We start from the raw sequence: 22,402 nt of genomic DNA, 5'->3' as shown, positions 1-22,402 counted from the left end.
AGGAGGGTTCCCGGCACCCTCAGCGGACGTCCAGCGGGTACCGATAAAATGGGCCGCATGATCGACTCTTCTGCCCCGGAGGGCAGCAGTAGCCGGCCGGGTCATACCCGGCGAATTCCCTCCCCGACGACCCCGGGAGCCCTGAACCTCCCGTGTTGATCCTCGTCGGTCTCCTTCTCATCACCGTGCTCACCGCCGCCACCGGTTATTTCGTGGCCCAGGAGTTCGGTTACGTCGCCGTCGACCGGGGCAAGCTCAAGCAGCTCGCCGACGGTGGCGACCGTGCCGCGTCCCGGGCCCTGGAAGTCACCGCGCGGCTCTCGTTCATGCTGTCCGGCGCCCAGCTGGGCATCACCGTGACCGCACTGCTCGTCGGTTACGTCGCCGAGCCGTTCCTGGGCGCCGGGCTGGCCGACCTGCTCGGCCTCACCGGGATCTCCAGCACGGTGGCGTTGCCGCTGTCGGTGGCGCTGGCCCTGGTCATCGCCACAGTGGTGCAGATGGTCCTGGGTGAGCTGGCCCCGAAGAACCTGGCCATCGCCCGGGCCGAGCCGCTCGCCCGCGCGCTGTCCCGGTCCACCCTGATGTACCTGAAGATCGCCGGCCCGCTGATCACGCTCTTCGACCGGGCCGCGGTACGGCTGCTCCGCCGCATCGGCATCGAGCCGATCGAGGAGCTGCCCAGCGGCGCCACCCCGCAGGACCTGGAACAGATCATCGCCGAGTCCCGGGAGGAAGGGCACCTCGACGCCGAGATGTCCGACCTGCTGGACCGGGGCCTGGACTTCCGGGAACTGACCGCCGGCGAGGCGATGGTGCCCCGCGTCGACGTGCACACCGTCCGGGCCGACGAGCCGGTCAGCCGGATCGTCGAGCTGCTGGACACCGGCCACTCCCGGTTCCCGGTAAGCGGCGCCGAGGGCGTCGACGACCTGATCGGCGTGGTCGGTATCGCCGACGTGCTCGGGGTGCCCCCGGCGGAACGCGCGACCACCCGGGTCGACGCGGTGGCCGTACCCCCGTTGCTGGTGCCCGAGACGCTGCCGCTGCCGACGGTGCTCGACCGGCTGCGGTCCGGGCACCGGCAGCTCGCCTGCGTGGTCGACGAGTACGGCGGCTTCGCCGGCGTGATCACGCTGGAGGACCTGGCCGAGGAGCTGGTCGGGCCGATCCGCGACGAGGACGACCCGCCGGACCGGGCCGCGGCGCGGCAGGAGGACGGCTCCTGGGTCGTCCCGGCGCGCTGGCGCATCGACGAGGTCGCCGACAGCACCGGCATCGAGCTGCCCGAGGCGCCCGAGTACGACACGCTGTCCGGTCTGGTGATGCGGGAGCTGGGCCGGGTGCCCGAGGTCGGTGACCGGCTGGAGATCCCGGTCGCCACCGACGGCGACGAGCCGGCGTCCGGCCCGCGGGTGCTGGTCGAGGTGCTCGCAGTGGACCGGCACGTGGCCGACTCGGTGCGGCTGCGGTCCACCGCCGACGTGTCCGGGGAGGGTGCGGCATGAGCCCCGGGTTCGCGTTGTTCTTCTCCGTGGTGCTGCTGGCGCTCAACGGATTCTTCGTGGCCGCGGAGTTCGCGCTCGTGGCGTCCAAGCGGTACCGGCTGGAACAGGCGGCCGCCGGTGGCGGCCGGGCGGCCCGCGCGGCGCTCGACGGCGTCCGCGAGCTGAGCCTCATGCTGGCCGGCGCGCAGCTCGGCATCACGCTGTGCACGCTGGGTCTCGGCGCGCTGGCGGAGCCGGCCATCGAGCACCTGATCAGCCCGCTGCTGCACGCGGTCGGCCTGCCCGCCGCGGCCAGCCACGTGGTCGCGCTGGTGTTCGCGCTGTCCCTGGTGACGTTCCTGCACCTGGTGGTCGGCGAGATGGCCCCGAAGTCCTGGGCGATCACCGACGCGGAGCGTTCGGCGACGCTGCTGGCGCTGCCGTTCCGGGCCTTCGCCCGGATCGTCCGGCCGGTGCTGTCAGTGCTCAACGGGCTCGCGAACGCGATGCTGCGGCTGTTCGGCGTGCAGCAGCAGGACCAGCTGGCCCAGGTGCACGGCCCGGACGAGCTGCGGATCCTGCTGGAGCAGTCCCGGGAGCACGGGCTGCTCGGCGCCGAGCAGCACCAGCTGCTCAGCAGCATGCTGGAGCTTCAGGGCACCACTGTGGCGCAGGTGATGGAACCGTTCGACCAGATCGTCACGGTGGGCCGGGACGAGACCGCCGAGCGGATCGAGCACGTCTCCCGCGACAGCGGCCGGTCCCGGCTCGCAGTGCTCGACACCGGCGGCGAGGTGTGCGGCCTGGTGCACGTACGCGAGGCGGTGCGCGCCGTCACCACCGGCCGCCCGGCGACCGCGGAGGAGTTGATGACCAACGCCTTCACGCTGCCGGCCGAGGCGTCGGTGACCGAGGCGGTGGCCGCGATGCGGGCCCAGCAGGCGCAGCTCGCGCTGGTGAGCAACGGCGGCGGGCCGACCCGCCCGATCGGGTTCGTCGCGCTGGAGGACCTGCTGGAGGAGGTCATCGGCGAGTTCGACGACGAGACCGACACGGTGCCGCGAGGCCGCCGGATGCGCTGAACGTCGTGATCCGTGCCGGCCCGGCGAGGTGGTGTCCCCATCTCGCCGGGCCGGCGTCTTTTCCGGTAGGCCGGCTTCGGCGGTCCTGCGTCGGCGGTCCCGCGTCGCGTCCGTGTGGGCTTCGGCGGGACCGGCGTCCGTTGCGGCCGCCGGGGTCCGCTTTCGGCGGCGCATGCACCGGCGGGCAGCGGGAATGCCCCGGCATGCGGTTGACCGGGGTGTCGCGGGACTCCGCCTGGACCGGGCTCTCCGTGAGCACCACCCTGCCCAATCCGAGCACCCGGCCGGGCCTGCGCCTGCCGGGCCGGGTGACGCTTACCGCCGGTGACTCGGACGTCCCGGTCCGGCACATCCGGCTCGGGCTGGTCACGCAGGTCGAACCGGAGGATCCGGAGGCGCCGCGCCGGCTGGTGCAGTACCACCAGTGGCCGATCGCGGGGCGGTTCGTGGTGCCGGCCGGGCGGCGGCGGGCTGTCGACTTCGCCGTGCCGCTGCCGTGGGAGGCGCCGGTGACCACGTACGGCGGCGTGCCGTTGCTGACCCTGCGGACCGGGTTGCGCACCGAGGTGTCGGTGGACCCGGACGTCGACCAGGGCGCGATGGTGCCGGTCCTGATCCACCCGCTGCCCACGCAGCAGCACCTCCTCACCGCGCTGGACACCCTGGGCTTCGCGATCCGGCAGGCGGGGCTGCGGCAGGGCCGCCTGCCGGGGGTGGAGCAGACGCTGCCGTTCCAGCAGTGGTTCGGGTTCTGGGCCGCGCCGCTCTACGCCGGCCCGATGACCGAACTCGAAATGATCATGCTGACCAACTCGGCCGGCATGGAGGTGCTGTTCTGGCTGGACCGGCGGCTGTCCCTGGCCGGGATCACCCACCAGAGCATCAGCCGGTTCCGGGTCTGGCACGCGGGGGCCGACCAGCGCGACTGGGTGGCCACTGTGGACGGGTGGCTGCGGCACGCCATCGACAGGCACGCCGCCGCGGCGGCGCACGCCGACTGGTCGGCCACGATCCGCGAGTCGGCGCACGTCAGCCGTCCCCCTGACCGCCCGGTCGCGCCCGGCTACGGCCTCGGGGGCACGGCCGGCGGCGCGGGCATCGGCGGCGGTGGCGGGGGCGGCGACGGGACGTGATCTTGTTAAGAAGGGGCCCCTGCTCTACCGGAGGCGTTAAGAAGGGGCCCTTCCTTACACCAGTCAGCCGGCGGCGAGCTTCAGGCTGAAGCCGAGGAACAGCACCGCCACCGCCGTGGTCCCGCTCGCGGCCAGCCGACGGCGCTGCCGGAACTGTGCGGCCAGGAACGTGCCGGTGAAGATCAGCGCGGTCAGGTAGAGCGCGCTGGCGACCTGCGCGATCAGCCCGAGCAGCAGGAACGACAGCGCCGGCCAGGCGTACCCGGGGTCGACGAACTGGATGAAGAACGAGACGAAGAACAGGATCGCCTTCGGGTTGAGCAGGCTGATCACCAGCGCCCGCCGGAACGGCTCCTGCGGCCCGGCCGGCTCGACCTCGTCGATCAGGCGCGGCGTGGCCGGGTCGTTGCGGTCGCGCCAGCGCCGCCACGCGCCGCGCAGCATGGTCAGCCCCAACCATCCGAGGTACGCCGCGCCGGCGTACTTGATCACCAGGTAGAGCGGCGGGTACGCCTGGAGCAGCGAGGCCACCCCGGCGGCGGAGAGGACCATCAGCACCGTGTCGCCGACGAACACCCCGGACGCGGCCCGGTAACCGGTGGCCACTCCCCGGCGGGCAGCGGTGGCGAGCACGAAGAGCGAGTTCGGGCCGGGCAGCAGCACGATCGCCACGGTGCCCAGCACGTACGTCCAGATGTCGGTGATCCCCAGCACGCCGGACATCATGACGCCACGGTGGCCGCCGCGCGAAGACGTTCCCGCAGGCTGGCCTGTGCGCTCGGCCACTCCTGCGTGAGCATCGAGTACTGCACGGTGTCCCGCCAGGAGCCGTCGGCGCGCTGCTTGTGCTGCCGCAGCACGCCCTCGCGGCTCGCGCCGAGCCGTTCGATGGCCCGCTGCGAGCGTTCGTTGCGGATATCGGTGTGCCAGACCACGCGCACCGCGTCCAGCTCGTCGAAGGCCCGGCCGAGCAGGAGCAGCTTCGCCTCGGTGTTGACGCCGGTACGCCACCAGGGGCGGCCCAGCCAGGTGTAGCCGATCGCCAGCGACCGGCGGACCGGGTCGATCTCGTAGAACGAGGTCGTGCCGATGACCGCGCCGGTGGTGGCGCAGCGCTGCGCCCAGCACACCTGCTCGCCGCGCTCCTGCGCGTCCAGGTAGCCGGTGATCACCTGGCGCATCTCGTCGGCGTCGGCGGGCTGCGTACCGCCCAGGTGCTGCCACACCTGCGGGTCGTCGGTGGCGGCGTACAGCTCGTCGGCGTGGGCGAGGTCGAGCGGCTCCAGCACGACGTGCTCGCCGCGCAGCACCGCCGGCTCGTGCCACGGGGAGCGGGCCGGGCGCAGGTACGCCGGCACCGGCGCGACGACGCCGGGGGCGGGTTCGGGGCGGCCCGGCGTGAGCCGCAGCGGCACCACCCCGGCCCAGTACGGCAGCGCCTCGTCGGCCGGCTCGTCGTTGACGCCGCCGGTGCGCACCCGTACCGACACCTCGCGCAGCGGCAGCGCCAGCACCGCCGTCTCGGCCAGTTCGCGCCGGTTCGGCGGGCGGCTCTCGGCGGACCGGCCGGCGGCCACCTTCTCGATCAGCGCGGTCAGCACCGCCGCCTTCTCGTCGGCGTCCTCGACCAGCCGGGCGGTGCCGTGCGCCACCACGGAGCGGTAGTTGGCGCTGTGGTGGAACTGCGACCGCGCGTAGATCAGCCCGTCGAGGTGGGTGACGGCGACGCAGACCGGCAGCCCGGCCTCGCCCCGGGCGGCGAGCAGCGGCCGGCTGCCGGTGGAGCCGTGCAGGTAGAGCGTGCTGCCGACGCGCACGTGCAGGGTCGGCAGGACGCGCGGCTCGCCGTCCACTGTGAACGACAGCGCGCAGTGGTACGCCTCGTCGAGCAGCGCGTGCGCGGTGGCCGCGTCGTAGTGCATCCGGTCGCGGGCGCGGGTGGCGGTGGTGCGGGGGGTCGGAGGGTACATGTGACATCCCACCTTTGTTCTAGTACAATCGCCAAACTGTGGCAGCACGTTATCAGGTCAGTGGGTCCACGTCGGCCGCGATTTCGGCGAGCGTCGAATCGGGCATCCGCAGCGGTGACCTCGCCCCGGGCGACGCCCTGCCCGCCGTCCGGGCGCTCGCCGCCAAACTCGGCGTCAGCCCGGCCACCGTCGCGAAGGCGTACCAGGAACTGCGGCAACGCGGCCTAGTCGCGACCGCCGGCCGGCACGGCACCCGGGTCCGCCCCCGCCCGCCGGTGGCCGCCCGCCGCGCCGCGCTGCTGCCCCCGCCGCTGGCCGGCGGCCGCGACGTCTCCGCCGGCCAACCCGACCCCCGGCTGCTGCCCCCACTCGGGCCGCACCTGGCCGCGCTCGCCGCCGAGATCGGAACCCCCGGCGGGTACGCGACCGACGCGACGCTGCCCGACCTGGCCGCCCTGGCCCGGGAGCGGCTCGCCGTGGACGGCGTGCCGGACGGGGAGCTCACAGTCACCGGCGGCGCGCTCGACGGCATCGAACGGCTGCTCGCCGCCCACCTGCGCCCCGGCGACGCGGTGGCGGTGGAGGACCCGGGCTGGGCCAACCTGCTCGACCTGATCGCCGCGCTCGGGCTGCGTGCCGTCGGGGTGCCGGTGGACGACGACGGCCCCACAGTGGGTGGCGTCCGGGTGGCGCTGGCCGCCGGGGTCCGGGCGCTCGTGGTGACCAGCCGGGCCCAGAACCCGACCGGCGCGGCCGTCTCCGCCGACCGGGCCGACGCGCTGCGGACGCTGCTGGACGGCCGGGCCGACCTGCTGCTGATCGAGGACGACCACGCCGCCGAACTGGCCCGCGTACCCCTGCGTCCGCTCGCCGGGGCGACACCGGCGTGGGCCTTCGTCCGGTCGGTGAGCAAGCCCTACGGGCCCGATCTGCGGCTCGCGGTGCTGGCCGGCGACGAGGCCACTGTGGCCCGGGTGGCCGGCCGGGCGCGGGTCGGCGCCGGCTGGGTGTCCACAGTGCTGCAACGGCTGGTCGTGTCGCTCTGGCGAGACCCGGCCACGGCGGAGCTGGTGCGGCGCGCGGCGGACAGCTACGACAGGCGGCGCGACGGGCTGGTCGAGGCGCTGGCCGCGCGCGGGGTGGCCGCGTACGGGCGTACCGGGATCAACGTCTGGGTGCCGGTGCCCGACGAGACTGTGGCGGTCACGACGCTGCGCGACGCCGGGTGGTCGGTGGCGCCCGGCCGGCTCTACCGCATCGCCGCCGACCCCGCGGTGCGCGTCTCGGTCAGCGCGCTGGACGAAGCCGACATCCCCGCGCTCGCCGACGCCCTCACGGCCGGAAGGAAGGGCCCCCTGTTAACGCATTCGGTATAGGAAGGGCCCCCTCTTAACGCCTTCGGCCGAGCGGCGGGCCGCTCGCGTGCGCGCCGCCGGACGGGGTAGAACGATCGGCATGGCCGAGACCGAGAGCGCACCCGGAGCGCAGGAGTTCATCCCGCCGTCGGCGGACACTATCGACGAGCTGCGCGCCGCCGCGACCGGCTGCCGGGGCTGCGAGCTGTACCGCGACGCCACCCAGACCGTCTTCGGCCGCGGTGACGAGCACGCCCGCGTGGTCTTCGTCGGCGAGCAGCCCGGCGACATCGAGGACCAGAAGGGACTGCCGTTCGTCGGCCCGGCCGGACGGCTGCTGCGCAAGGCCGTCGACGACGCGGCGCTCGACCCGGCCCAGATCTACCTGACCAACGCCGTGAAGCACTTCCGCTTCGAGCTGCGCGGCAAGCGGCGCATCCACCAGACCCCCGACCGGGTGCACGTCACCGCCTGCCGGCCCTGGCTGGTCGCCGAGTTCGCCCGGCTGCGCCCGGAGATCGTGGTGGTGCTCGGCGCCACCGCCGCCAAGGCGCTGCTCGGCCCGAGCTTCCGGGTGACGAAGCAGCGCGGTGAGCTGCTGCCCTGGCCGGCCGCCGCGCAGCACCCGGAGGACTTCGAACAGGTGCCGGTGGACCGGTCCGGCGCTGTGGCTGACGCCCCGGCGGCCCGGCTGCTGGCCACCATCCACCCGTCCGCGGTGCTGCGCGCCGACAACCAGGACGTCGCGTACGAGGGCCTGGTCGCCGACCTGAAAGTGGCCGCCAAGGCGCTGCGCTGACTCAGGAGCGCTGCTGCCAGGTGCACAGGCACACCCGGTTGCCGTCCGGGTCGGCGAGCACCCAGAAGCTCGGCGCCTCCGCGTCGCTGACCAGCGTGCCGCCCGCCGCCAGCGCCGCCGCGATCCGTGCCTCCACCTCGGCCGGGTCCACCCACACGTCCGGGTGCCACCGCTGCCGTGGCTCCTCCCGGCCGGAGCGCTGGAACCAGACCGTGGGCAGCCCGCCGTCCGGGTCGCGTACCTCGTCGGCGTCCGGGCCCGGGCCGAGCGGCGCGCCCCACGCCAGGACCGCGCGCCAGAACGGCAGCACCGCGGCGTGCTCCGGAGTGTCCAGCGCGAGTTCCAGGCGGGCCAGCCCGGCCGCCGACAGGGTCAGCCCGGCCTCGGCGGCCAGCCCCGAGATGAACCGGGCCAACCGCAGGTCGCGCTGCGTCACCCCGCCCGCGTCGTGCGACCACAGCCGCACGTCCACGTGGGTGTAGCGCAGGTCCAGATCGGGATGATGATCGACCCGCTCGGCCTCCGCGCCCACAGCGGCCACCAACGCCAGCCCGGCCGCGAAATCGGGGGTACGGATGCGCGTCTGCAACGCCCCCAGCAGGTACGTCCACCCGTCCAGCCCGGCCTCGGCGACCTGTTTCCCCGTGAGTGTGCTCATCCGGCCATCCTGGCCTGCCTGCCGTCCGTCCGCCACCGTCCACAGGGCGAACACGGATCGACACGCAGGGATACGATCCGGGCATGGCCGACCCCCGACCTCAGGTGTCGTTGTTCCGCTACGGCGTACCCGGCCCGTACGTGATCTCGATGCTGCTCGCCGGCCTCCTCTGGCTGCCCATCCGGCTCTGGGAGCGGGACGGGTCCGTGCCGGCCGCGGTGGTCGAGGCCGGTCTGAACGCGGTGATCTGGGGGTTCGGGTTCTACTTCGCGCTGAGCCGATTCGGTAAGCCGCGCCCCGCCGAGGCGGACCGCGTCGCCGCCTGGGCGGTCGCCGAGACCGCGCTGCGCCGGGGCGAGCCGCCCGCCGACGAGGCGGGGCGCGCGGCGGTGGCGGACAGCCTTCCGGCGGTACGGCGGGGAGCGCTGTTCGGGGCGGCCGGTGGCGTCCTGCTGCTCGGCGCGCTGATCGTGCTCGCGCTCGGCGTCGGGTCGGAGGTCGCCGCCGTCGGGTTCGGGATCGTGCTGGTCGCGGTGCTGGCCGACGCCGTACGCACCGGCCGCCGGGAACGGCGGCTGCGAGCGGCGCTCGCCTCTGTCCAGGGCGGGTGAGCGGTGCCAGACTTGCCGCCATGGAGCAGCATCTCTACGAGCCCGTCCACGACGAGTTCCGCGACCTGTGCCGCCGGTTCCTGACCCGGGAGGCGGTGCCGCACCACGAGCGCTGGGAGGCCGACGGGATCGTCGACCGGCAGGTGTGGCGGGCCGCCGGCGCGGCCGGGCTGCTCGGCCCCGACGTCGACCCCGAGTACGGCGGCGGCGGGCAGCGCGACTTCCGCTTCAACGCGGTGCTCGACGAGGAGATCGTCGCGTCCGGGTGCTCCGGCCTCGGGTTCGGGCTGCACAACGACGTGGTCGCGCCGTACCTGACCGAGCTGACCACCGACGACCAGCGCAAGCGGTGGTTGCCGGGCTTCTGCTCCGGCGACCTGGTCACCGCGATCGCGATGAGCGAGCCGGGCGCGGGCAGCGACCTGGCCGGCATCCGCACCAGCGCGGTCCGCGACGGCGGCAGCCTGGTCCTCAACGGGCAGAAGACGTTCATCACCAACGGTGAGATGGCCGACCTGGTGGTCGTGGTGGTCAAGACCGCGCCGGACCAGGGCGCGCACGGGGTGAGCCTGGTCGTGGTGGAGAGCGGCACGCCGGGCTTCAGCCGGGGCCGCCGCCTGGCGAAGGTGGGCCTCAAGGCCAACGACACCGCCGAACTGTTCTTCGACGACTGCCGGGTGCCGGCGGAGAACCTGATCGGCACCGAGAACCACGGCTTCTACCACCTGATGGCCAACCTGCCCCGGGAGCGGCTGAGCATCGCCGTGGCCGCGGTGGCGGCCTGCGAGAAGCTGCTCGCGCTCACCATCGAGTACGCCCGCTCCCGTGAGGCGTTCGGCCGGCCGATCGGCCGGTTCCAGCACAACCGGTTCCTGCTGGCCGAGCTGGACACCGAGGTCACCATCGCGCGGACGTTCGTCAACCACTGCATCGCCGAGTTCAACGCGGGCCGCCTGTCGGTGACCGACGCGGCGAAGGCCAAGTGGTGGACCACCGAGTTGCAGACCAAGGTGGCCGACCGGTGCGTGCAGCTGCACGGCGGCTACGGCTTCATGGCGGAGTACCCGGTGGCGAAGGCGTGGCTGGACAGCCGGGTGCAGACCATCTACGGCGGCACCACCGAGATCATGAAGGAGATCATCGGCCGGGGTCTCGGCCTGTAGCGAAACCGGGTGCCGGCCGGAGGGCCGGGTGCGGGAGGATGGGGCACCCGTCCCACCAGGAGCGCGCATGGCCACCGACCTGACCGCGCCGGCCCCGCCCCGGCCTGACGTCGCCGGCATCCAGCGGCGTACCGTCCGGCTGCTGTTCCTCACCCAGATCATCGGCGGCATCGGCGTCACCATCGGCATCTCGGTCGGCGCGCTGCTCGCCGCCCGGGTGGCCGGCACCGCCCTGGCCGGGCTGGCGCAGAGCGCCGGGGTGGTCGGCGCCGCGCTGCTCGCCATCCCCGTCACCCGGCTCATGACCGCCCGTGGCCGGCGACCGGGGCTGGTCCTCGCGTACCTGGTCGGGGCGGTCGGCGGCGTGCTGGTCGTGGTCGCCACAGTGACGCGCCTGGTGCCGCTGCTCTTCGTCGGCATGCTGCTGTTCGGCGGCGGCACGGCGGCCAACCTCCAGGCGCGCTACACGGCCGTGGACCTGGCCGAACCGCAGCGCCGGGGGCGGCAGCTCTCGCTGGTCGTCTGGGCCACCACCATCGGCGCGGTGGCCGCGCCGAACTTCGCCGCGCTCGCCGACGAGACCACCCGGGGCTGGGGCCTGCCGGCGCTGGCCGGCCCGTTCGCGTTCAGCGCCGTCGCGTTCACGCTGACCGCCGCCGTACTCCTGGTCCTGCTGCGGCCGGACCCGCTGCTCACCGCGCGCCGGCTGGCGGCGGCCGAGCCGGCGCCGGGCGCCGCGCCGGCGGTCACCCGCCGCGGTGGCATGGTCGCCGCGTGGCGCACGGTACGCGGGCGGCCGGCCGCCCGCCTCGGCATCGCCGCTGTCGCGGTGGGGCACCTGGTGATGGTCGCTGTCATGTCGATGACGCCGGTGCACCTCGGCGAGTGGCACTCCGACGAGGACGTGCTGCCCGTGGTCGGCCTGGTGCTCAGCCTGCACATCGCCGGCATGTACGCGCTGTCGCCGGTGGTGGGGTGGCTCACCGACCGGTTCGGCCGGCGGCCGGTGATCCTCGGCGGGGTGGCGCTGCTGCTGGCCGCGTGCGCGGTCTCCGGCACCGCCGGGCACCACACGCCGCTGCTGTCGGTGGGGCTGACGCTGCTCGGGCTGGGCTGGTCGGGCACGATGGTGGCGGGCTCGACGTTGCTGTCGGAGTCGGTGCCCACCGCCGACCGGCCCGGCGTGCAGGGCCTGTCCGACCTGCTCATGGGGCTGGCCGGGGCGGGCGCGGCGGCGGCGAGCGGGTTCGTCATGCGGGCCGTCGGGTACCCGACGCTCACCCTGCTGGCGGCGATCGCCGTGGTGCCGCTGGTGGCGCTGGCGCTGCGCCCTGCCGGCGCGGAACCACTCGACGAGGAGGACTGAACACGTGCGGCTGACCGACTTCTGGACGCGGCTGGAGGAGGCGTTCGGGCCCGGCTACGCGGCCAGCATCGCCAGGGACCAGGTGCTGTCCCAGCTCGGCGGGCGGACCATCGAGCAGGCGCTCGCGGCCGGTGAGCAAACGCACGTGGTGTGGCGCGCCGTGGTCGCCGCGTATCCCGACCGGGTGCCCGCCCGACTACGCTGAGCAGCCTTTTCATCGATCCCGCGTGTCGCTTGCCCAGTCGTACATCTGTTCGGCTATTGTCCACAGCGGGGTGCTCGTCCACAGCTCACGGCCCGTCGGCTGGTTTTCTGTCGGACCCAGCGCCTAGCGTGTCCCGCGTGACGCGAAGCTCAGGAAAGACGCCGGCGAAGGCAGGGGTGGCAACGATGGCAGCAGGGCCTGACCGGGAGAAGGCGCTCGACCTTGCTCTCGCTCAGATCGACAAGCAGTTCGGCAAGGGTTCGGTGATGCGCCTGGGGGAGCGGCCCGTCGTGCAGACGGCCGTCATCCCGACCGGCTCCATCGCGCTCGACGTGGCGCTCGGCGTGGGCGGTCTGCCCCGCGGCCGGGTGGTCGAGATCTACGGTCCGGAGTCCAGCGGTAAGACCACCGTCGCGCTGCACGCGGTGGCGAACGCCCAGCGCGCCGGCGGCATCGCCGCGTTCATCGACGCCGAGCACGCGCTCGACCCGGAGTACGCGCGGGCCCTCGGCGTCGACACCGACGCCCTGCTGGTCTCCCAGCCGGACACCGGCGAGCAGGCGCTGGAGATCGCGGACATGCTGGTCCGCTCCGGCGCTATCGACATCATCGTGATCGACTCGGTGGCGGCCCTGGTGCCGCGCGCCGAGATCGAGGGCGAGATGGGTGACAGCCACGTCGGTCTGCAGGCCCGGCTGATGAGCCAGGCGCTGCGGAAGATCACCGGCGTGCTCAACAACACCGGCACCACAGCGATCTTCATCAACCAGCTCCGCGAGAAGATCGGCGTGATGTTCGGCAGCCCGGAGACCACCACCGGTGGCCGCGCGCTGAAGTTCTACGCCTCGGTCCGGCTCGACGTGCGCCGCATCGAGAGCCTCAAGGACGGCACCGACGTGGTCGGTAACCGCACCCGGGTCAAGGTCGTGAAGAACAAGGTCGCCGCGCCGTTCAAGCAGGCCGAGTTCGACATCATGTACGGCAAGGGCATCTCCCGTGAGGGCTCGCTGATCGACGTCGGCGTGGAGCAGGCGATCATCCGTAAGTCCGGCGCCTGGTACACCTACGACGGCGACCAGCTCGGCCAGGGCAAGGAGAAGGCCCGCGAGTTCCTCCGCGAGAACCCGGACGTGGCGGCCGAGATCGAGAAGAAGATCCTGGAGAAGCTCGGCGTCGGCACCGGTGGTACGGGCGACGCCGCCGGTGGCCCGGAGCTGCCGCCGGTCGACTTCTGATCCGCTGACCTGTGGCAGGACGACGCGCCCGTACGGGACGGGGCTGGGATGCCGGCCCACCCCGTACGGGCGACGCCACCGGTACGCCCCGGCCCCGCCGGGGTCGCCGCGATCGCGCGGCGGAGTCCGATGCAGGGGAGGCTCCGGCTCCGCCGCGCGACGAGGCCGAGCTGGCCCGGGAGATCTGCCTGCGGCAGCTCGCGGTACGCCCCCGCACCCGCGCCGAGCTGGCCGGCGCGCTGGCCCGGCGCGGCATCTCCGAGGAGATCGCCGAGCAGGTTCTCGACCGCTACGACGAGGTGGGCATCGTCGACGACGCCGCCTTCGCCCGTGCCTGGGTGAGCAGCCGGCACAACGGCCGTGGGCTGGCCCGCCGGGCGCTCGCCAACGAGCTGCGCCAGCGCGGCGTCGACGGCGAGGTGGCCGGCGCCGCCCTGGAGGGGCTGGACGAGGAGACCGAGGCGGAGACCGCCCGCGCCCTGGTGGAGCGCAAGCTGCGCAGCACCCGGGGTGAGCCGGACGCGGTGTTCCGGCGTCTGGTGGGCATGCTGGCGCGCAAGGGCTATCCGGCCGGGGTGGCGATCCGGGCGGTGAAGGACGCGCTGGCCGCGCAGAGCGCCGAGGCGGCCGAGTTCGCCGAGCACATCGACGCCGACGCGATGGCCGACGCCGAGAACGATCTCGACTCCCGCCGGCCCGACTGACCGACCGGCTGACCGGCCGCCCTCGTCGCGGCCGCCGTCCCGAGGAGAGGCGCACACCGGTGCTGAAGGCGTGTCTCAACGGCGCACGGCGGCGCGACGAGCACGCCGCCGTGCCGCTCACCCCGGCCGAGTTGGCCGCGGACGCGGTCCGCTGCGTGGCCGCCGGGGTGGCGGCGGTGCACGTGCACCCGCGCGACGACACCGGTGCGGAGTCGCTCGACCCGGCGGTGATCGCCGCGGCGGTCACCGCCGTCCGGGCCGCCCGTCCCGGCCTGCCGGTCGGCGTGAGCACCGGCGCCTGGATCGTCCCCGACCCGGCCGAGCGGGTCGCCGCCGTCCGCGCCTGGACGGTGCTGCCCGACTTCGCCTCGGTCAACGCCCACGAACCCGGGGCGGCCCAGGTCGCCGCCGCGTTGCACGAGCGCGGCGTGATGGTCGAGGCCGGCCTGTGGACCCTGGCGGCGGTGGACGCCTGGCGCCGCTGGTCCGCGCCCACCGGGCGGGTCCTCGTCGAGTGCATGGCCGAGCAGGTCGAGACGGCGCTCGCCGACGCGGAGGCGATCCTCGCCGCGCTGCCGGCCGGGTGCCCGCCGGTGCTGCTGCACGGCGAAGGGCCGGCTACCTGGCCGGTGTACGCCGAGGCGGTCCGGCGGGGTCTGCACACCCGGATCGGCCTGGAGGACACGCTGCTGCTGCCCGACGGTGCCCCGGCCCCCGACAACGTCGCGCTGGTGACCGCCGCCCGCGCCCTCGCCTGACCCACCCCTCCGGCGGGTGGGGCGGATTGATCCACTGCAGATCGGGGAGGTGGTGTGGTCAAAAGCGCCGGGATGCCGCCACCTCGGCGAAATGGAGTCGATCATGGGTCGGTTCATGGGGATCGGGAGCCGCCGCGGCGTGCGGTGCGGTGGTGGAGGGGGCCTGAGCAGGCCGGGAGTGCCGGGGAGCGGCGCCGGAGGGCGAGGTTTGTCCGGGCCTGTCCGGCATCTGATCACCAATGAGTGACGCCGCAACTTCTCTCCGTCCGGGTGGTTTGATCATGACTTCTTGACCGAACGGCCCCTCGCGACCTAGCCTCGCCATACAGGCTCACTTTGCCCGACCAGCGCAGGCTAAGCGCACAACATAGATCTCGTAACAGAACAGCATCACTTTGGCCAGCTACACCGGCCCTTGACGGGTGCTCCGGAGCCTCCGGAGTGGCCGACAACTGCAACCGGTCGCCAGCGGTGCCCCTCGCGGGACACCGCCGACGGAAAGCTGCCCAGAACCAGCCGCTCCGGTCGGGCGTACAGAGCCGCAGGCGCGCGTCCTTCGCGCGTGCCCTGCGGCGCCGACGTTCAGGGGGAGGCGGCCATGGCTGGGCGGCACAGGTTCACCGGCGGTCTGCCACACGGTCCGAGTCCTTCCCTGGAGGGCGGCACCGGCCGCCCGGCCGGCGGAGCACGGCGGGACGGCGTGTCCGCTTACCGGTGCGGAGCGGCTCGATGAGCGCCTTCGACATCGTCCTCCTCGTGGTGGTGCTGCTGCTGGTCGTGGTGGTGGTCGGCGCCGTGCTGTTCGGCGTGCGTACCCTCAAGCGGCTCAGCCTGGCGCCCGCGCCGGAGGACCCGGCCTTCATCGCGGAGAAGGACCGGCAGGAACAGTCCCTCGCGGCGCTGCGTACCGCCGCGAGCGAGGCGAACAGCACCATCGACGTGGCGAAGTCCGCGGCCGCGGCGGCGCGAGCCGAGGCGGCCGCCGCCAAGGCCGAGGCGAAGGCGGCCCGGGCCGAGGCGCGGCGGGTGCTCGACGACGCCCGCGCCGAGGCGGACACCGTGCTGGAGCGCGCGCACAAGCAGGCCGAGGCGGACGCCGAGCAACTGCGCGCCACCGCGCGGCGCAGCGGCGAGCGGGAAGTGGCGGTGCTGGCCGCCACCACCCGGGAGCAGGCGGCCGAGGTGGAGCGGCGCGCCGCCCGGATGGACGAGCGGGAACGGCTGCACACCGAGGAGGTGGAGCGGCTGGCCGAGCGGGAGCGGCAGCTCACCGCCGCCACCGCGGCGCTCGCCGCCCGGGAGGCCGCGCTGTCCGAGCGGGAGCGGACGCTGACCGAGGTGGAGGAGCAGCGCCGCCGGGAGCTGGAGCGGGTTGCCGGACTGACCGCCGACGCGGCCCGCTCCGAGCTGGTCGAGTCGATCGAGGGACAGGCCAAGCGGGAGGCCGCGCTGCTGGTCCGGGAGATCGAGGCGGACGCCCGGGGCAGCGCCGAGCAGCGCGCCCGCAACATCGTGGTGGACGCCATCCAGCGGGTCGCCAGCGAGCAGACCGCGGAGAGCGTGGTCAGCGTGCTGCACCTGCCCGGCGACGAGATGAAGGGACGCATCATCGGCCGGGAGGGGCGCAACATCCGCGCCTTCGAGTCGGTCACCGGCGTCAACCTGATCATCGACGACACCCCCGAGGCGGTGCTGCTGTCCTGCTTCGACCCGGTACGCCGGGAGGTCGGCCGGGTCACGCTGGAGAAGCTGGTGCTGGACGGCCGGATCCACCCGCACCGGATCGAGGAGGTCTACGACCTGGCCCGGCAGGAGGTGGAGGAACTGTGCCTCCGCGCCGCCGAGGACGCGCTGGTCGAGGTCGGCATCACCGAGATCCACCCGGAGCTGGTGACGCTGCTGGGCCGGTTGCGCTACCGCACCTCGTACGGGCAGAACGTGCTCAAGCACCTGGTGGAGACCGCGCACATCGCCGGCGTCATGGCCGCGGAGCTGCGGCTGGACGTGCCGACGATCAAGCGGTGCGCGTTCCTGCACGACATCGGCAAGGCGCTCACCCACGAGGTGGAGGGCAGCCACGCGATCATCGGCGCGGACGTGGCCCGCAAGTACGGCGAGAGCGAGGACGTGGTGCACGCCATCGAGGCGCACCACAACGAGGTGCCGCCGCAGACCATCGAGGCGGTGCTGACCCAGGCGTCGGACGCCTGCTCGGGCGGGCGGCCCGGCGCGCGGCGGGAGAGCCTTGAGGCGTACGTGAAGCGGCTGGAGCGGATCGAGGAGATCGCGGCCGGCAAGCTGGGCGTGGAGAAGGTCTTCGCCATGCAGGCGGGCCGGGAGATCCGGGTGATGGTCAAGCCGGACGACGTGGACGACATCGGCGCGGCGGTACTGGCGCGGGACGTGGCCAAGCAGATCGAGGAGGAGCTGACCTATCCGGGTCAGATCCGGGTGACTGTGGTGCGCGAGTCCCGGGTCACCGAGATCGCCCGCTGAGACCGGGAAACGAAAAGGGCTGGCCGTGGACGGCCAGCCCTTTTCGTTGTGTCGCGGTCAGATGCCGCCCGCGCCCTCGGCCTGGGAGGCCAGCGCGGCCGGCGGCGGCGTCGGCGCCGGGGTGCCGGCGCTCTTGCGGCCCTGGGAGAGCCGGCGCTGGACGTACTGGGCCAGCTTCGACAGCGAGTAGTTGATGGCGATGAACAGCACGGCGATCACCACGTACACCTGGATCGGGTTGCCCAGGACGCCGATGATCTGCTTGCCGATGTTGAGCGTCTCCTCGTAGCTGATGATGAAGCCCAGCGAGGTGTCCTTGAGCACCACCACGAGCTGGCTGATCAGCGCCGGCAGCATGATCCGGAACGCCTGCGGCAGCAGGATCAACCCGGTGGTCTGGAACGGGGAGAGCCCGATCGCGGAGGCCGCCTCGGCCTGCCCGCCGGGCAGGCCCTCCATGCCCGAGCGCAGGATCTCGGCGATGACCACGGAGTTGTAGATGGTCAGACCGATGACGAGGTACCAGAGGTTGTCGAACGAGGCGCCGAACTCGGGGAAGCCGCGCGCCACGAAGAAGATGGTGATGACGACCGGCAGGCCACGGAACACCTCGACGCAGACCCGGGTCACGGCGGCCAGCACCCAGCTCAGTCCGCGCAGCAGGTACGCCACCGGTGCGGCGGCTCCGGTGAAGCGCCGCCGGGTCAGGCTCTTGAGCTGGATCCGCAGGACGGCCAGCAGGGTGCCGACGACGAGCGACGAGACGATGGCCAGCGCGGCGGCGATCAGGGTGTTCTTGAGGCCGTATCCGATCCGGTCCCAGACGAGCGGGAAGTTCTCGTTCGAGGGGTCGACCAGCGGACCCCACAGCTCCATCGAGAGCTGGCCCTTGTCGGCCAGCGGTCGATAGATGAACAGGTAGGCGCCGGCCAGCACCACCACGACGGCGATCAGGCTGCTGATGAGCGTGACGCGCCGCTGGCGTGGCCCCGGGATGTCGTAGAGGACGCTCTGCTGGCTCATCGGGCCACCGCCTGTCGCTTCTCGATCCGGTCCAGCAGGGCGCCGAGCGGTACCGTCATGATCAGGTATCCGACGGAGATGCCGATCGCCACCGGGATGAACGGGTAGCCGCCGGCGGAGGTGAGCTGGTCCGCGGTCTGCGAGAGGTCACCGACCACGCCGAAGAAGCCGACGAGCGCGGAGTTCTTGATCATCGCGATGATGACCGAGCCGAGCGGCACCACCGAGGCCTTCCAGGACTGCGGGAGCACGACGTGCCGTAGGTTCTGGCCGAAGGTGAGGCCCAGCGAACGCGCCGCCTCGGCCTGCCCGGCCGGCACCGCGTTCACGCCGGACCGCAGGGCCTCGCAGACGAACGCGGCGGTGTAGAGGACCAGGGCGATCAGGCCGAAGCGGAAGTAGGGCAGATCGGTACCGAGCCGGCTGAAGATCGATTCCAGGCCCGGGATCCGTAGGAAGTCCGCGTTGGAGCCCAGCGCCGGCAGGCCGAACGCCGCGAAGAACAGCACCACCGTCAGCGGCAGGTTGCGGAAGACGTTCACGTACGTGGTGCCGACCGCGCGCAGCGGTGGCACCGGCGAGATCCGCAGCACCGCCACGACGGCGCCCAGGATCAGGGCGCCGATCGCGGCGAGAACGCAGATCTGGAGGGTGAGCCAGAACCCGCCCGCGAAGACGTCGAACTTGTCGATGAGCACATTCACGGGTCGGTGTCCTCCCCACCCTCCGGATCTAGCGGATCAGTAGCGGTTGACGGCGGGCGGGTCGCCCAGGGTGGCGCCGAACTTGCCGGCGGTGTCGTCCCACGCCTTCTTCCAGCTGCCGTCCTGGAAGGCCTTGTCGAGCGTGTCGTTGATGAAGTTACGGAAGTCGGTGTCCTCCTTCTTGACACCGATGCCGTACGGCTCCTTGGTGAAGTTGTCGCCGGCCATCTTGAAGGACGCCTCGTCCTTGGCGATGTAGCCGAGCAGGATCACGTTGTCGGTGGTGACGGCGTCGACCTGCTTGCCCTTCAGGGCGTCGCGGCACTTGTCGTAGGTGTCGAAGAGCACCAGCTGCGTGCCGACGTCCTTGACGTACTTCTTGATCTCCTCGGCCGGGGTGGAGCCGGTGACCGAGCAGACCTTCTTGGTGCCGTCCTTGAACGAGTCGGGGCCGGTGATGGCCGCCTCGTCCTTGCGGACCATGATGTTCTGGCCGGCCTCGTAGTACGGCCCGGCGAAGGCGATGCGCTCCTTGCGCTTGTCGTTGATCGTGTAGGTGGCCGCGACCAGGTCGACGGTGCCGTTCACGATGACGTCCTCGCGGACCTTCGACGGCGTCTCGACGTACTCGATCTTGTCCTCGGGGATGCCGAGTTCCTTCACGATCAGCTTCGCGACCTCGACGTCGAAGCCCTCCGGCTTGCCCGACAGGCCCTTCTGGCCGAAGCCCGGCTGGTCGAACTTGGTGCCGACCTTGATCTTCTGGGCCTTGTTCAGCCGCTCCATGGTGCTGCCGGCCGCGAACTCCTTGCTGCCGGCGCCGGTGCCCTCGTCGTCGCTGTCGCCCCCACAGGCGGACAGGCCGAGCGCCAGAGTCGCCGCCGCGGCAACCGCCGCCACGCGCTTGTAACGCATACTCAATCTCCTTCTTCGACGGAGCCGCCGGGACGACTCCAACTACGGACGCTCAGTGAGTGAGGATCTTGGAGAGGAAGTCCCTGGCCCGCTCGCTGCGCGGGTTCGCGAAGAACTCGGCCGGCGGCGCGTCCTCGACCAACTGCCCGTCGGCCATGAAGACGACCCGGTTGGCGGCGTGCCGGGCGAAGCCCATCTCGTGGGTGACCACGACCATGGTCATGCCCTCGCTCGCCAGCGACGTCATCACGTCCAGCACCTCGCCGACCATCTCCGGGTCCAGGGCGCTGGTCGGCTCGTCGAACAGCATCGCCTTGGGCTGCATGGCCAGCGCGCGGGCGATCGCCGCCCGCTGCTGCTGGCCGCCGGAGAGCTGCGCCGGGTACTTGCCCGCCTGGTTGGCGATGCCGACGCGGTCGAGCAGGGCCAGGCCGCGCTCGCGGGCGGCGGCCGGCTTCTCCCTGCGTACCTTGACCGGCCCCAGCGTGACGTTCTCCAGGATCGTCTTGTGGGCGAAGAGGTTGAACGACTGGAAGACCATGCCGACCTCGCTGCGCAGCTTGGCCAGGGGCTTGCCCTCGGCCGGCAGCGGCTGCCCGTCGAACGTGATGGTCCCCTTGTCGATGGGCTCCAGGCGGTTGATCGTGCGGCACAGCGTCGACTTGCCGGAGCCGGACGGGCCGATCACCACGACCACCTCGCCCCGGCCGACGGAGAGGGACACGTCGTCGAGCACGTGCAGCGGCCCGAACCACTTGTTGACCCCGTCGAGCACGATCAGCGGGTCGCCCGTCGTCACGTCGTCCACCGTCCCTGTCGTCCATGCCGGAATTGGGGGTCGAGCGACCCCCGGTTGGGCAACTGTAGGCGGGGTGATGTGGCAGAACGCAACTCAGATGGTCACGGAGCGGTAACACCGGTCACCTGCATACCGGCACGTCCGAATTTTATCGCCGACCGGGTGGGCCGAGTGGCGCTGAAGGCGCTGGCCAGAGATCATGAGGCGGTGACCGACGCGATCCGGCTGACCGACTACGCCCGTGGTGGCGGCTGCGCCTGCAAGATCCCTCCGGGCGAGCTGGAGGCGATGGTGGCCGGCCTCGGCGCCACCGGCGGCTCCGCCGACCTGCTGGTCGGGCTGGAGAACGGCGACGACGCCGCGGTGGTCCGGCTGGACGAGCGTACGGGCCTGGTGAGCACCGCCGACTTCTTCACCCCGGTGGTCGACGACGCCTACGACTGGGGCCGCATCGCCGCCGCCAACGCGCTCTCCGACGTGTACGCGATGGGCGGCACCCCGCTCGTCGCGCTTAACCTGCTCTGCTGGCCGCGCGGGGTGCTGCCGCCGGAGATGGCCCGTGAGGTGCTGCGCGGCGGTCTGGACGTGGCCCGGGAGGCGAACTGCCACCTGGCCGGCGGGCACAGCGTGGACGACGACAGCCCGAAGTACGGCCTCGCGGTCACCGGCGTGGTCCGGCCCGAGGAGCTGATCACGCTGGACGCGGGGCGGGCCGGACTGCCGCTGTCGCTGACCAAGCCGCTCGGCGTGGGCGTGCTCAACACCCGGCACAAGCAGACCGGCCAGCGCTTCCCCGAGGCGGTCGAGTCGATGGCCCGGCTCAACCGGGACGCGGCCCTCGCGGCGGTGGCCGCCGGCATCCGCTGCGGCACCGACGTCACCGGCTTCGGCCTGCTCGGGCACGCCTCGAAGCTGGCCCGCGCGAGCCGCCTCACGGTGGCGATCGACGCGGCGGCGGTGCCGTACCTGCCGGGCGCGCGGGAGGCGCTGCGCGACGGGTACGTCAGCGGTGGCACCCGGCGCAACCTGGAGTGGGTCAACCCGTGGACCGACTTCGGCGGCGCGGACGAGGGGGAGCGGCTGCTGCTGGCCGACGCGCAGACCTCGGGCGGGCTGCTGGTCGCCGGCGAGGTGCCGGGCGGGATCGTCATCGGTGAGTTGCTGCCGGCCTCGGACCACCTGATCCGGGTCCGCTGAGTTCTCGATTTCACGGCGCGGCCGGGCGGTCGCCGCGGCACCGTACCCGATAAACTGTCATCTTCCAGCTACTCCGGGCAACGTCGCCCGAGGGAATTTTGCCCGGAATGGTCACAGACCGGTAACTTGCGCCCGGCTGAGGGCAAATGCCCTCCACCATCGTCAGTAAGGCCCGATCCGGAGGCCGGTGGAACGAGCGCAGCGAGGAGGCGGCATGACCGAGCTGTGGAACTGGAGAATCGACGGCGTCGAGCCGGTGGAGGTCTACCCGGCACTGGCCGAGGCGCTCGGCCGGGTGGTGATGCCCCTGGCGGTGGCCGACCCGGCCCGGCTTCCCGCGTACGCGGTGGTCTGCGACGTGTGGGAGGCGCCCGGGCTGTACCGCACCGTGGTGGACTGTTACGGCGTGCCCGAGAGCCTGGCCGAGCTGCCCGCCATCGCGGCGCTGGCCCGGCTGCTGGGCCGCAACTGCCTGATGCGTGACGACACGCTCGACGCCGGCCGGCACCTGCTGGTCGCCCCGGACGGCACGATCCGCCCGGTGCACTTCGACGTGGCCGACACCGACGACGGCGAGGTGCTCAGCCACCACCGGCTCTGCACGCAGGCCGACCCGCGCTGCCGGGGCTGGTCGCAGTGCCACCGCTCCCGCTGGGCCCCCGACACGGTCGCCCCGGCGCTCGCCGCCGCCTGACCGCGAGCGCCGGCGGGCGGCGGTGACCGGCGCTCGCCGCCGTGTCCC

Annotated in this window: 21 protein-coding genes and 1 pseudogene; 15 read left to right on the top strand and 7 right to left on the bottom strand. The window is 72.8% G+C overall.

Annotated features, from left to right (window positions below):
• The first annotated feature begins 152 nt into the window (after window positions 1–152).
• From ACSDG8_RS09790 to ACSDG8_RS09780, 3 genes are all read left to right on the top strand, one after another.
• Complete coding sequence (locus ACSDG8_RS09790) at window positions 153–1,508, top strand: hemolysin family protein (RefSeq protein ID WP_210893171.1); 1,356 nt, start codon at window positions 153–155, stop codon at window positions 1,506–1,508.
• Complete coding sequence (locus tag ACSDG8_RS09785; protein WP_439427828.1) at window positions 1,505–2,569, top strand: hemolysin family protein; 1,065 nt, start codon at window positions 1,505–1,507, stop codon at window positions 2,567–2,569. The genes ACSDG8_RS09790 and ACSDG8_RS09785 overlap by 4 nt, the downstream gene beginning before the upstream one ends.
• Window positions 2,570–2,772: 203 nt before the next feature.
• Window positions 2,773–3,702, top strand: a complete 930-nt coding sequence (locus ACSDG8_RS09780) for a sporulation protein (RefSeq protein ID WP_439427827.1) — start codon at window positions 2,773–2,775, stop codon at window positions 3,700–3,702.
• Window positions 3,703–3,765: 63 nt separating this feature from the next.
• Here ACSDG8_RS09780 and leuE read toward each other — a convergent pair whose 3' ends face one another.
• Window positions 3,766–4,428 carry a leucine efflux protein LeuE gene (gene leuE, locus ACSDG8_RS09775; RefSeq protein WP_439427826.1) on the bottom strand — a complete coding sequence of 221 codons (663 nt, stop codon included), beginning with the start codon at window positions 4,426–4,428 and terminating at the stop codon, window positions 3,766–3,768.
• Window positions 4,425–5,672 (bottom strand): bifunctional pyridoxamine 5'-phosphate oxidase family protein/GNAT family N-acetyltransferase, encoded by a 1,248-nt coding sequence (locus ACSDG8_RS09770; protein ID WP_439427825.1) that lies wholly within the window; start codon window positions 5,670–5,672, stop codon window positions 4,425–4,427. The genes leuE and ACSDG8_RS09770 overlap by 4 nt, the downstream gene beginning before the upstream one ends.
• Window positions 5,673–5,710: 38 nt before the next feature.
• Here ACSDG8_RS09770 and ACSDG8_RS09765 point away from each other — a divergent pair, with 38 nt between their 5' ends.
• Together ACSDG8_RS09765 and ACSDG8_RS09760 are read left to right on the top strand one after the other, a co-directional pair.
• Window positions 5,711–7,048 carry an aminotransferase class I/II-fold pyridoxal phosphate-dependent enzyme gene (locus tag ACSDG8_RS09765; RefSeq protein WP_439427824.1) on the top strand — a complete coding sequence of 446 codons (1,338 nt, stop codon included), beginning with the start codon at window positions 5,711–5,713 and terminating at the stop codon, window positions 7,046–7,048.
• A gap of 79 nt (window positions 7,049–7,127) precedes the next feature.
• Entirely contained in the window at window positions 7,128–7,826 is a 699-nt protein-coding gene (locus ACSDG8_RS09760) for a UdgX family uracil-DNA binding protein (RefSeq protein ID WP_439427823.1), read from the top strand.
• A 1-nt stretch (window position 7,827) separates the two neighbouring features.
• On the opposite strand, the gene ACSDG8_RS09755 is transcribed toward ACSDG8_RS09760, so the two are convergent.
• Complete coding sequence (locus ACSDG8_RS09755) at window positions 7,828–8,484, bottom strand: 4a-hydroxytetrahydrobiopterin dehydratase (protein ID WP_439427822.1); 657 nt, start codon at window positions 8,482–8,484, stop codon at window positions 7,828–7,830.
• 83 nt (window positions 8,485–8,567) lie between these two features.
• Here ACSDG8_RS09755 and ACSDG8_RS09750 point away from each other — a divergent pair, with 83 nt between their 5' ends.
• The 8 genes and pseudogenes from ACSDG8_RS09750 to rny all read left to right on the top strand — a co-directional run bounded on the left by ACSDG8_RS09750 (window position 8,568) and on the right by rny (window position 17,022).
• A complete protein-coding gene (locus ACSDG8_RS09750) occupies window positions 8,568–9,095 on the top strand; it encodes a hypothetical protein (RefSeq protein WP_439427821.1) in 528 nt (175 codons plus the stop codon).
• 20 nt (window positions 9,096–9,115) lie between these two features.
• Window positions 9,116–10,258 (top strand): acyl-CoA dehydrogenase family protein, encoded by a 1,143-nt coding sequence (locus ACSDG8_RS09745; protein ID WP_439427820.1) that lies wholly within the window; start codon window positions 9,116–9,118, stop codon window positions 10,256–10,258.
• Between the two features lie 67 nt (window positions 10,259–10,325).
• A pseudogene (locus ACSDG8_RS09740) lies at window positions 10,326–11,638 on the top strand (MFS transporter).
• Entirely contained in the window at window positions 11,629–11,829 is a 201-nt protein-coding gene (locus tag ACSDG8_RS09735) for a DUF3046 domain-containing protein (protein WP_030504158.1), read from the top strand. Before ACSDG8_RS09740 ends, ACSDG8_RS09735 begins: the two are co-directional and overlap by 10 nt.
• A gap of 185 nt (window positions 11,830–12,014) precedes the next feature.
• The gene (gene recA / locus ACSDG8_RS09730) at window positions 12,015–13,064 is read left to right on the top strand and encodes a recombinase RecA (RefSeq protein WP_210893147.1); all 1,050 of its coding nucleotides are present in this window, start codon (window positions 12,015–12,017) and stop codon (window positions 13,062–13,064) included.
• Window positions 13,065–13,075: 11 nt separating this feature from the next.
• Window positions 13,076–13,768 (top strand): regulatory protein RecX, encoded by a 693-nt coding sequence (locus ACSDG8_RS09725; RefSeq protein WP_210893145.1) that lies wholly within the window; start codon window positions 13,076–13,078, stop codon window positions 13,766–13,768.
• Window positions 13,769–13,827: 59 nt separating this feature from the next.
• Complete coding sequence (locus ACSDG8_RS09720; protein ID WP_439427819.1) at window positions 13,828–14,526, top strand: 3-keto-5-aminohexanoate cleavage protein; 699 nt, start codon at window positions 13,828–13,830, stop codon at window positions 14,524–14,526.
• A 729-nt stretch (window positions 14,527–15,255) separates the two neighbouring features.
• Window positions 15,256–17,022, top strand: a complete 1,767-nt coding sequence (gene rny, locus ACSDG8_RS09715) for a ribonuclease Y (protein WP_210893141.1) — start codon at window positions 15,256–15,258, stop codon at window positions 17,020–17,022.
• A gap of 57 nt (window positions 17,023–17,079) precedes the next feature.
• On the opposite strand, the gene ACSDG8_RS09710 is transcribed toward rny, so the two are convergent.
• The 4 genes from ACSDG8_RS09710 to ACSDG8_RS09695 are packed head-to-tail and all read right to left on the bottom strand — an operon-like array spanning window position 17,080 to window position 20,472.
• Window positions 17,080–18,045 (bottom strand): amino acid ABC transporter permease, encoded by a 966-nt coding sequence (locus ACSDG8_RS09710; protein ID WP_210893139.1) that lies wholly within the window; start codon window positions 18,043–18,045, stop codon window positions 17,080–17,082.
• Window positions 18,042–18,749 (bottom strand): amino acid ABC transporter permease, encoded by a 708-nt coding sequence (locus ACSDG8_RS09705; RefSeq protein ID WP_210893137.1) that lies wholly within the window; start codon window positions 18,747–18,749, stop codon window positions 18,042–18,044. The genes ACSDG8_RS09710 and ACSDG8_RS09705 overlap by 4 nt, the downstream gene beginning before the upstream one ends.
• 36 nt (window positions 18,750–18,785) lie before the next feature.
• Window positions 18,786–19,664 (bottom strand): glutamate ABC transporter substrate-binding protein, encoded by an 879-nt coding sequence (locus ACSDG8_RS09700; protein WP_210893135.1) that lies wholly within the window; start codon window positions 19,662–19,664, stop codon window positions 18,786–18,788.
• Window positions 19,665–19,716: 52 nt separating this feature from the next.
• Entirely contained in the window at window positions 19,717–20,472 is a 756-nt protein-coding gene (locus tag ACSDG8_RS09695) for an amino acid ABC transporter ATP-binding protein (protein ID WP_307856199.1), read from the bottom strand.
• A 198-nt stretch (window positions 20,473–20,670) separates the two neighbouring features.
• On the opposite strand from ACSDG8_RS09695, the gene selD reads away from it, so the two are divergent.
• A complete protein-coding gene (gene selD, locus ACSDG8_RS09690) occupies window positions 20,671–21,660 on the top strand; it encodes a selenide, water dikinase SelD (RefSeq protein WP_210942862.1) in 990 nt (329 codons plus the stop codon).
• A gap of 214 nt (window positions 21,661–21,874) precedes the next feature.
• Window positions 21,875–22,354, top strand: a complete 480-nt coding sequence (locus ACSDG8_RS09685; protein WP_210893130.1) for a hypothetical protein — start codon at window positions 21,875–21,877, stop codon at window positions 22,352–22,354.
• Window positions 22,355–22,402 lie beyond the last annotated feature (48 nt).

The sequence above is a fragment of the Micromonospora sp. LA-10 genome, assembly GCF_051853095.1.
Taxonomy (GTDB): Bacteria; Actinomycetota; Actinomycetes; order Mycobacteriales; family Micromonosporaceae; genus Micromonospora; species Micromonospora echinospora_A.
This window is presented reverse-complemented; position numbering and strand designations above follow the sequence as displayed.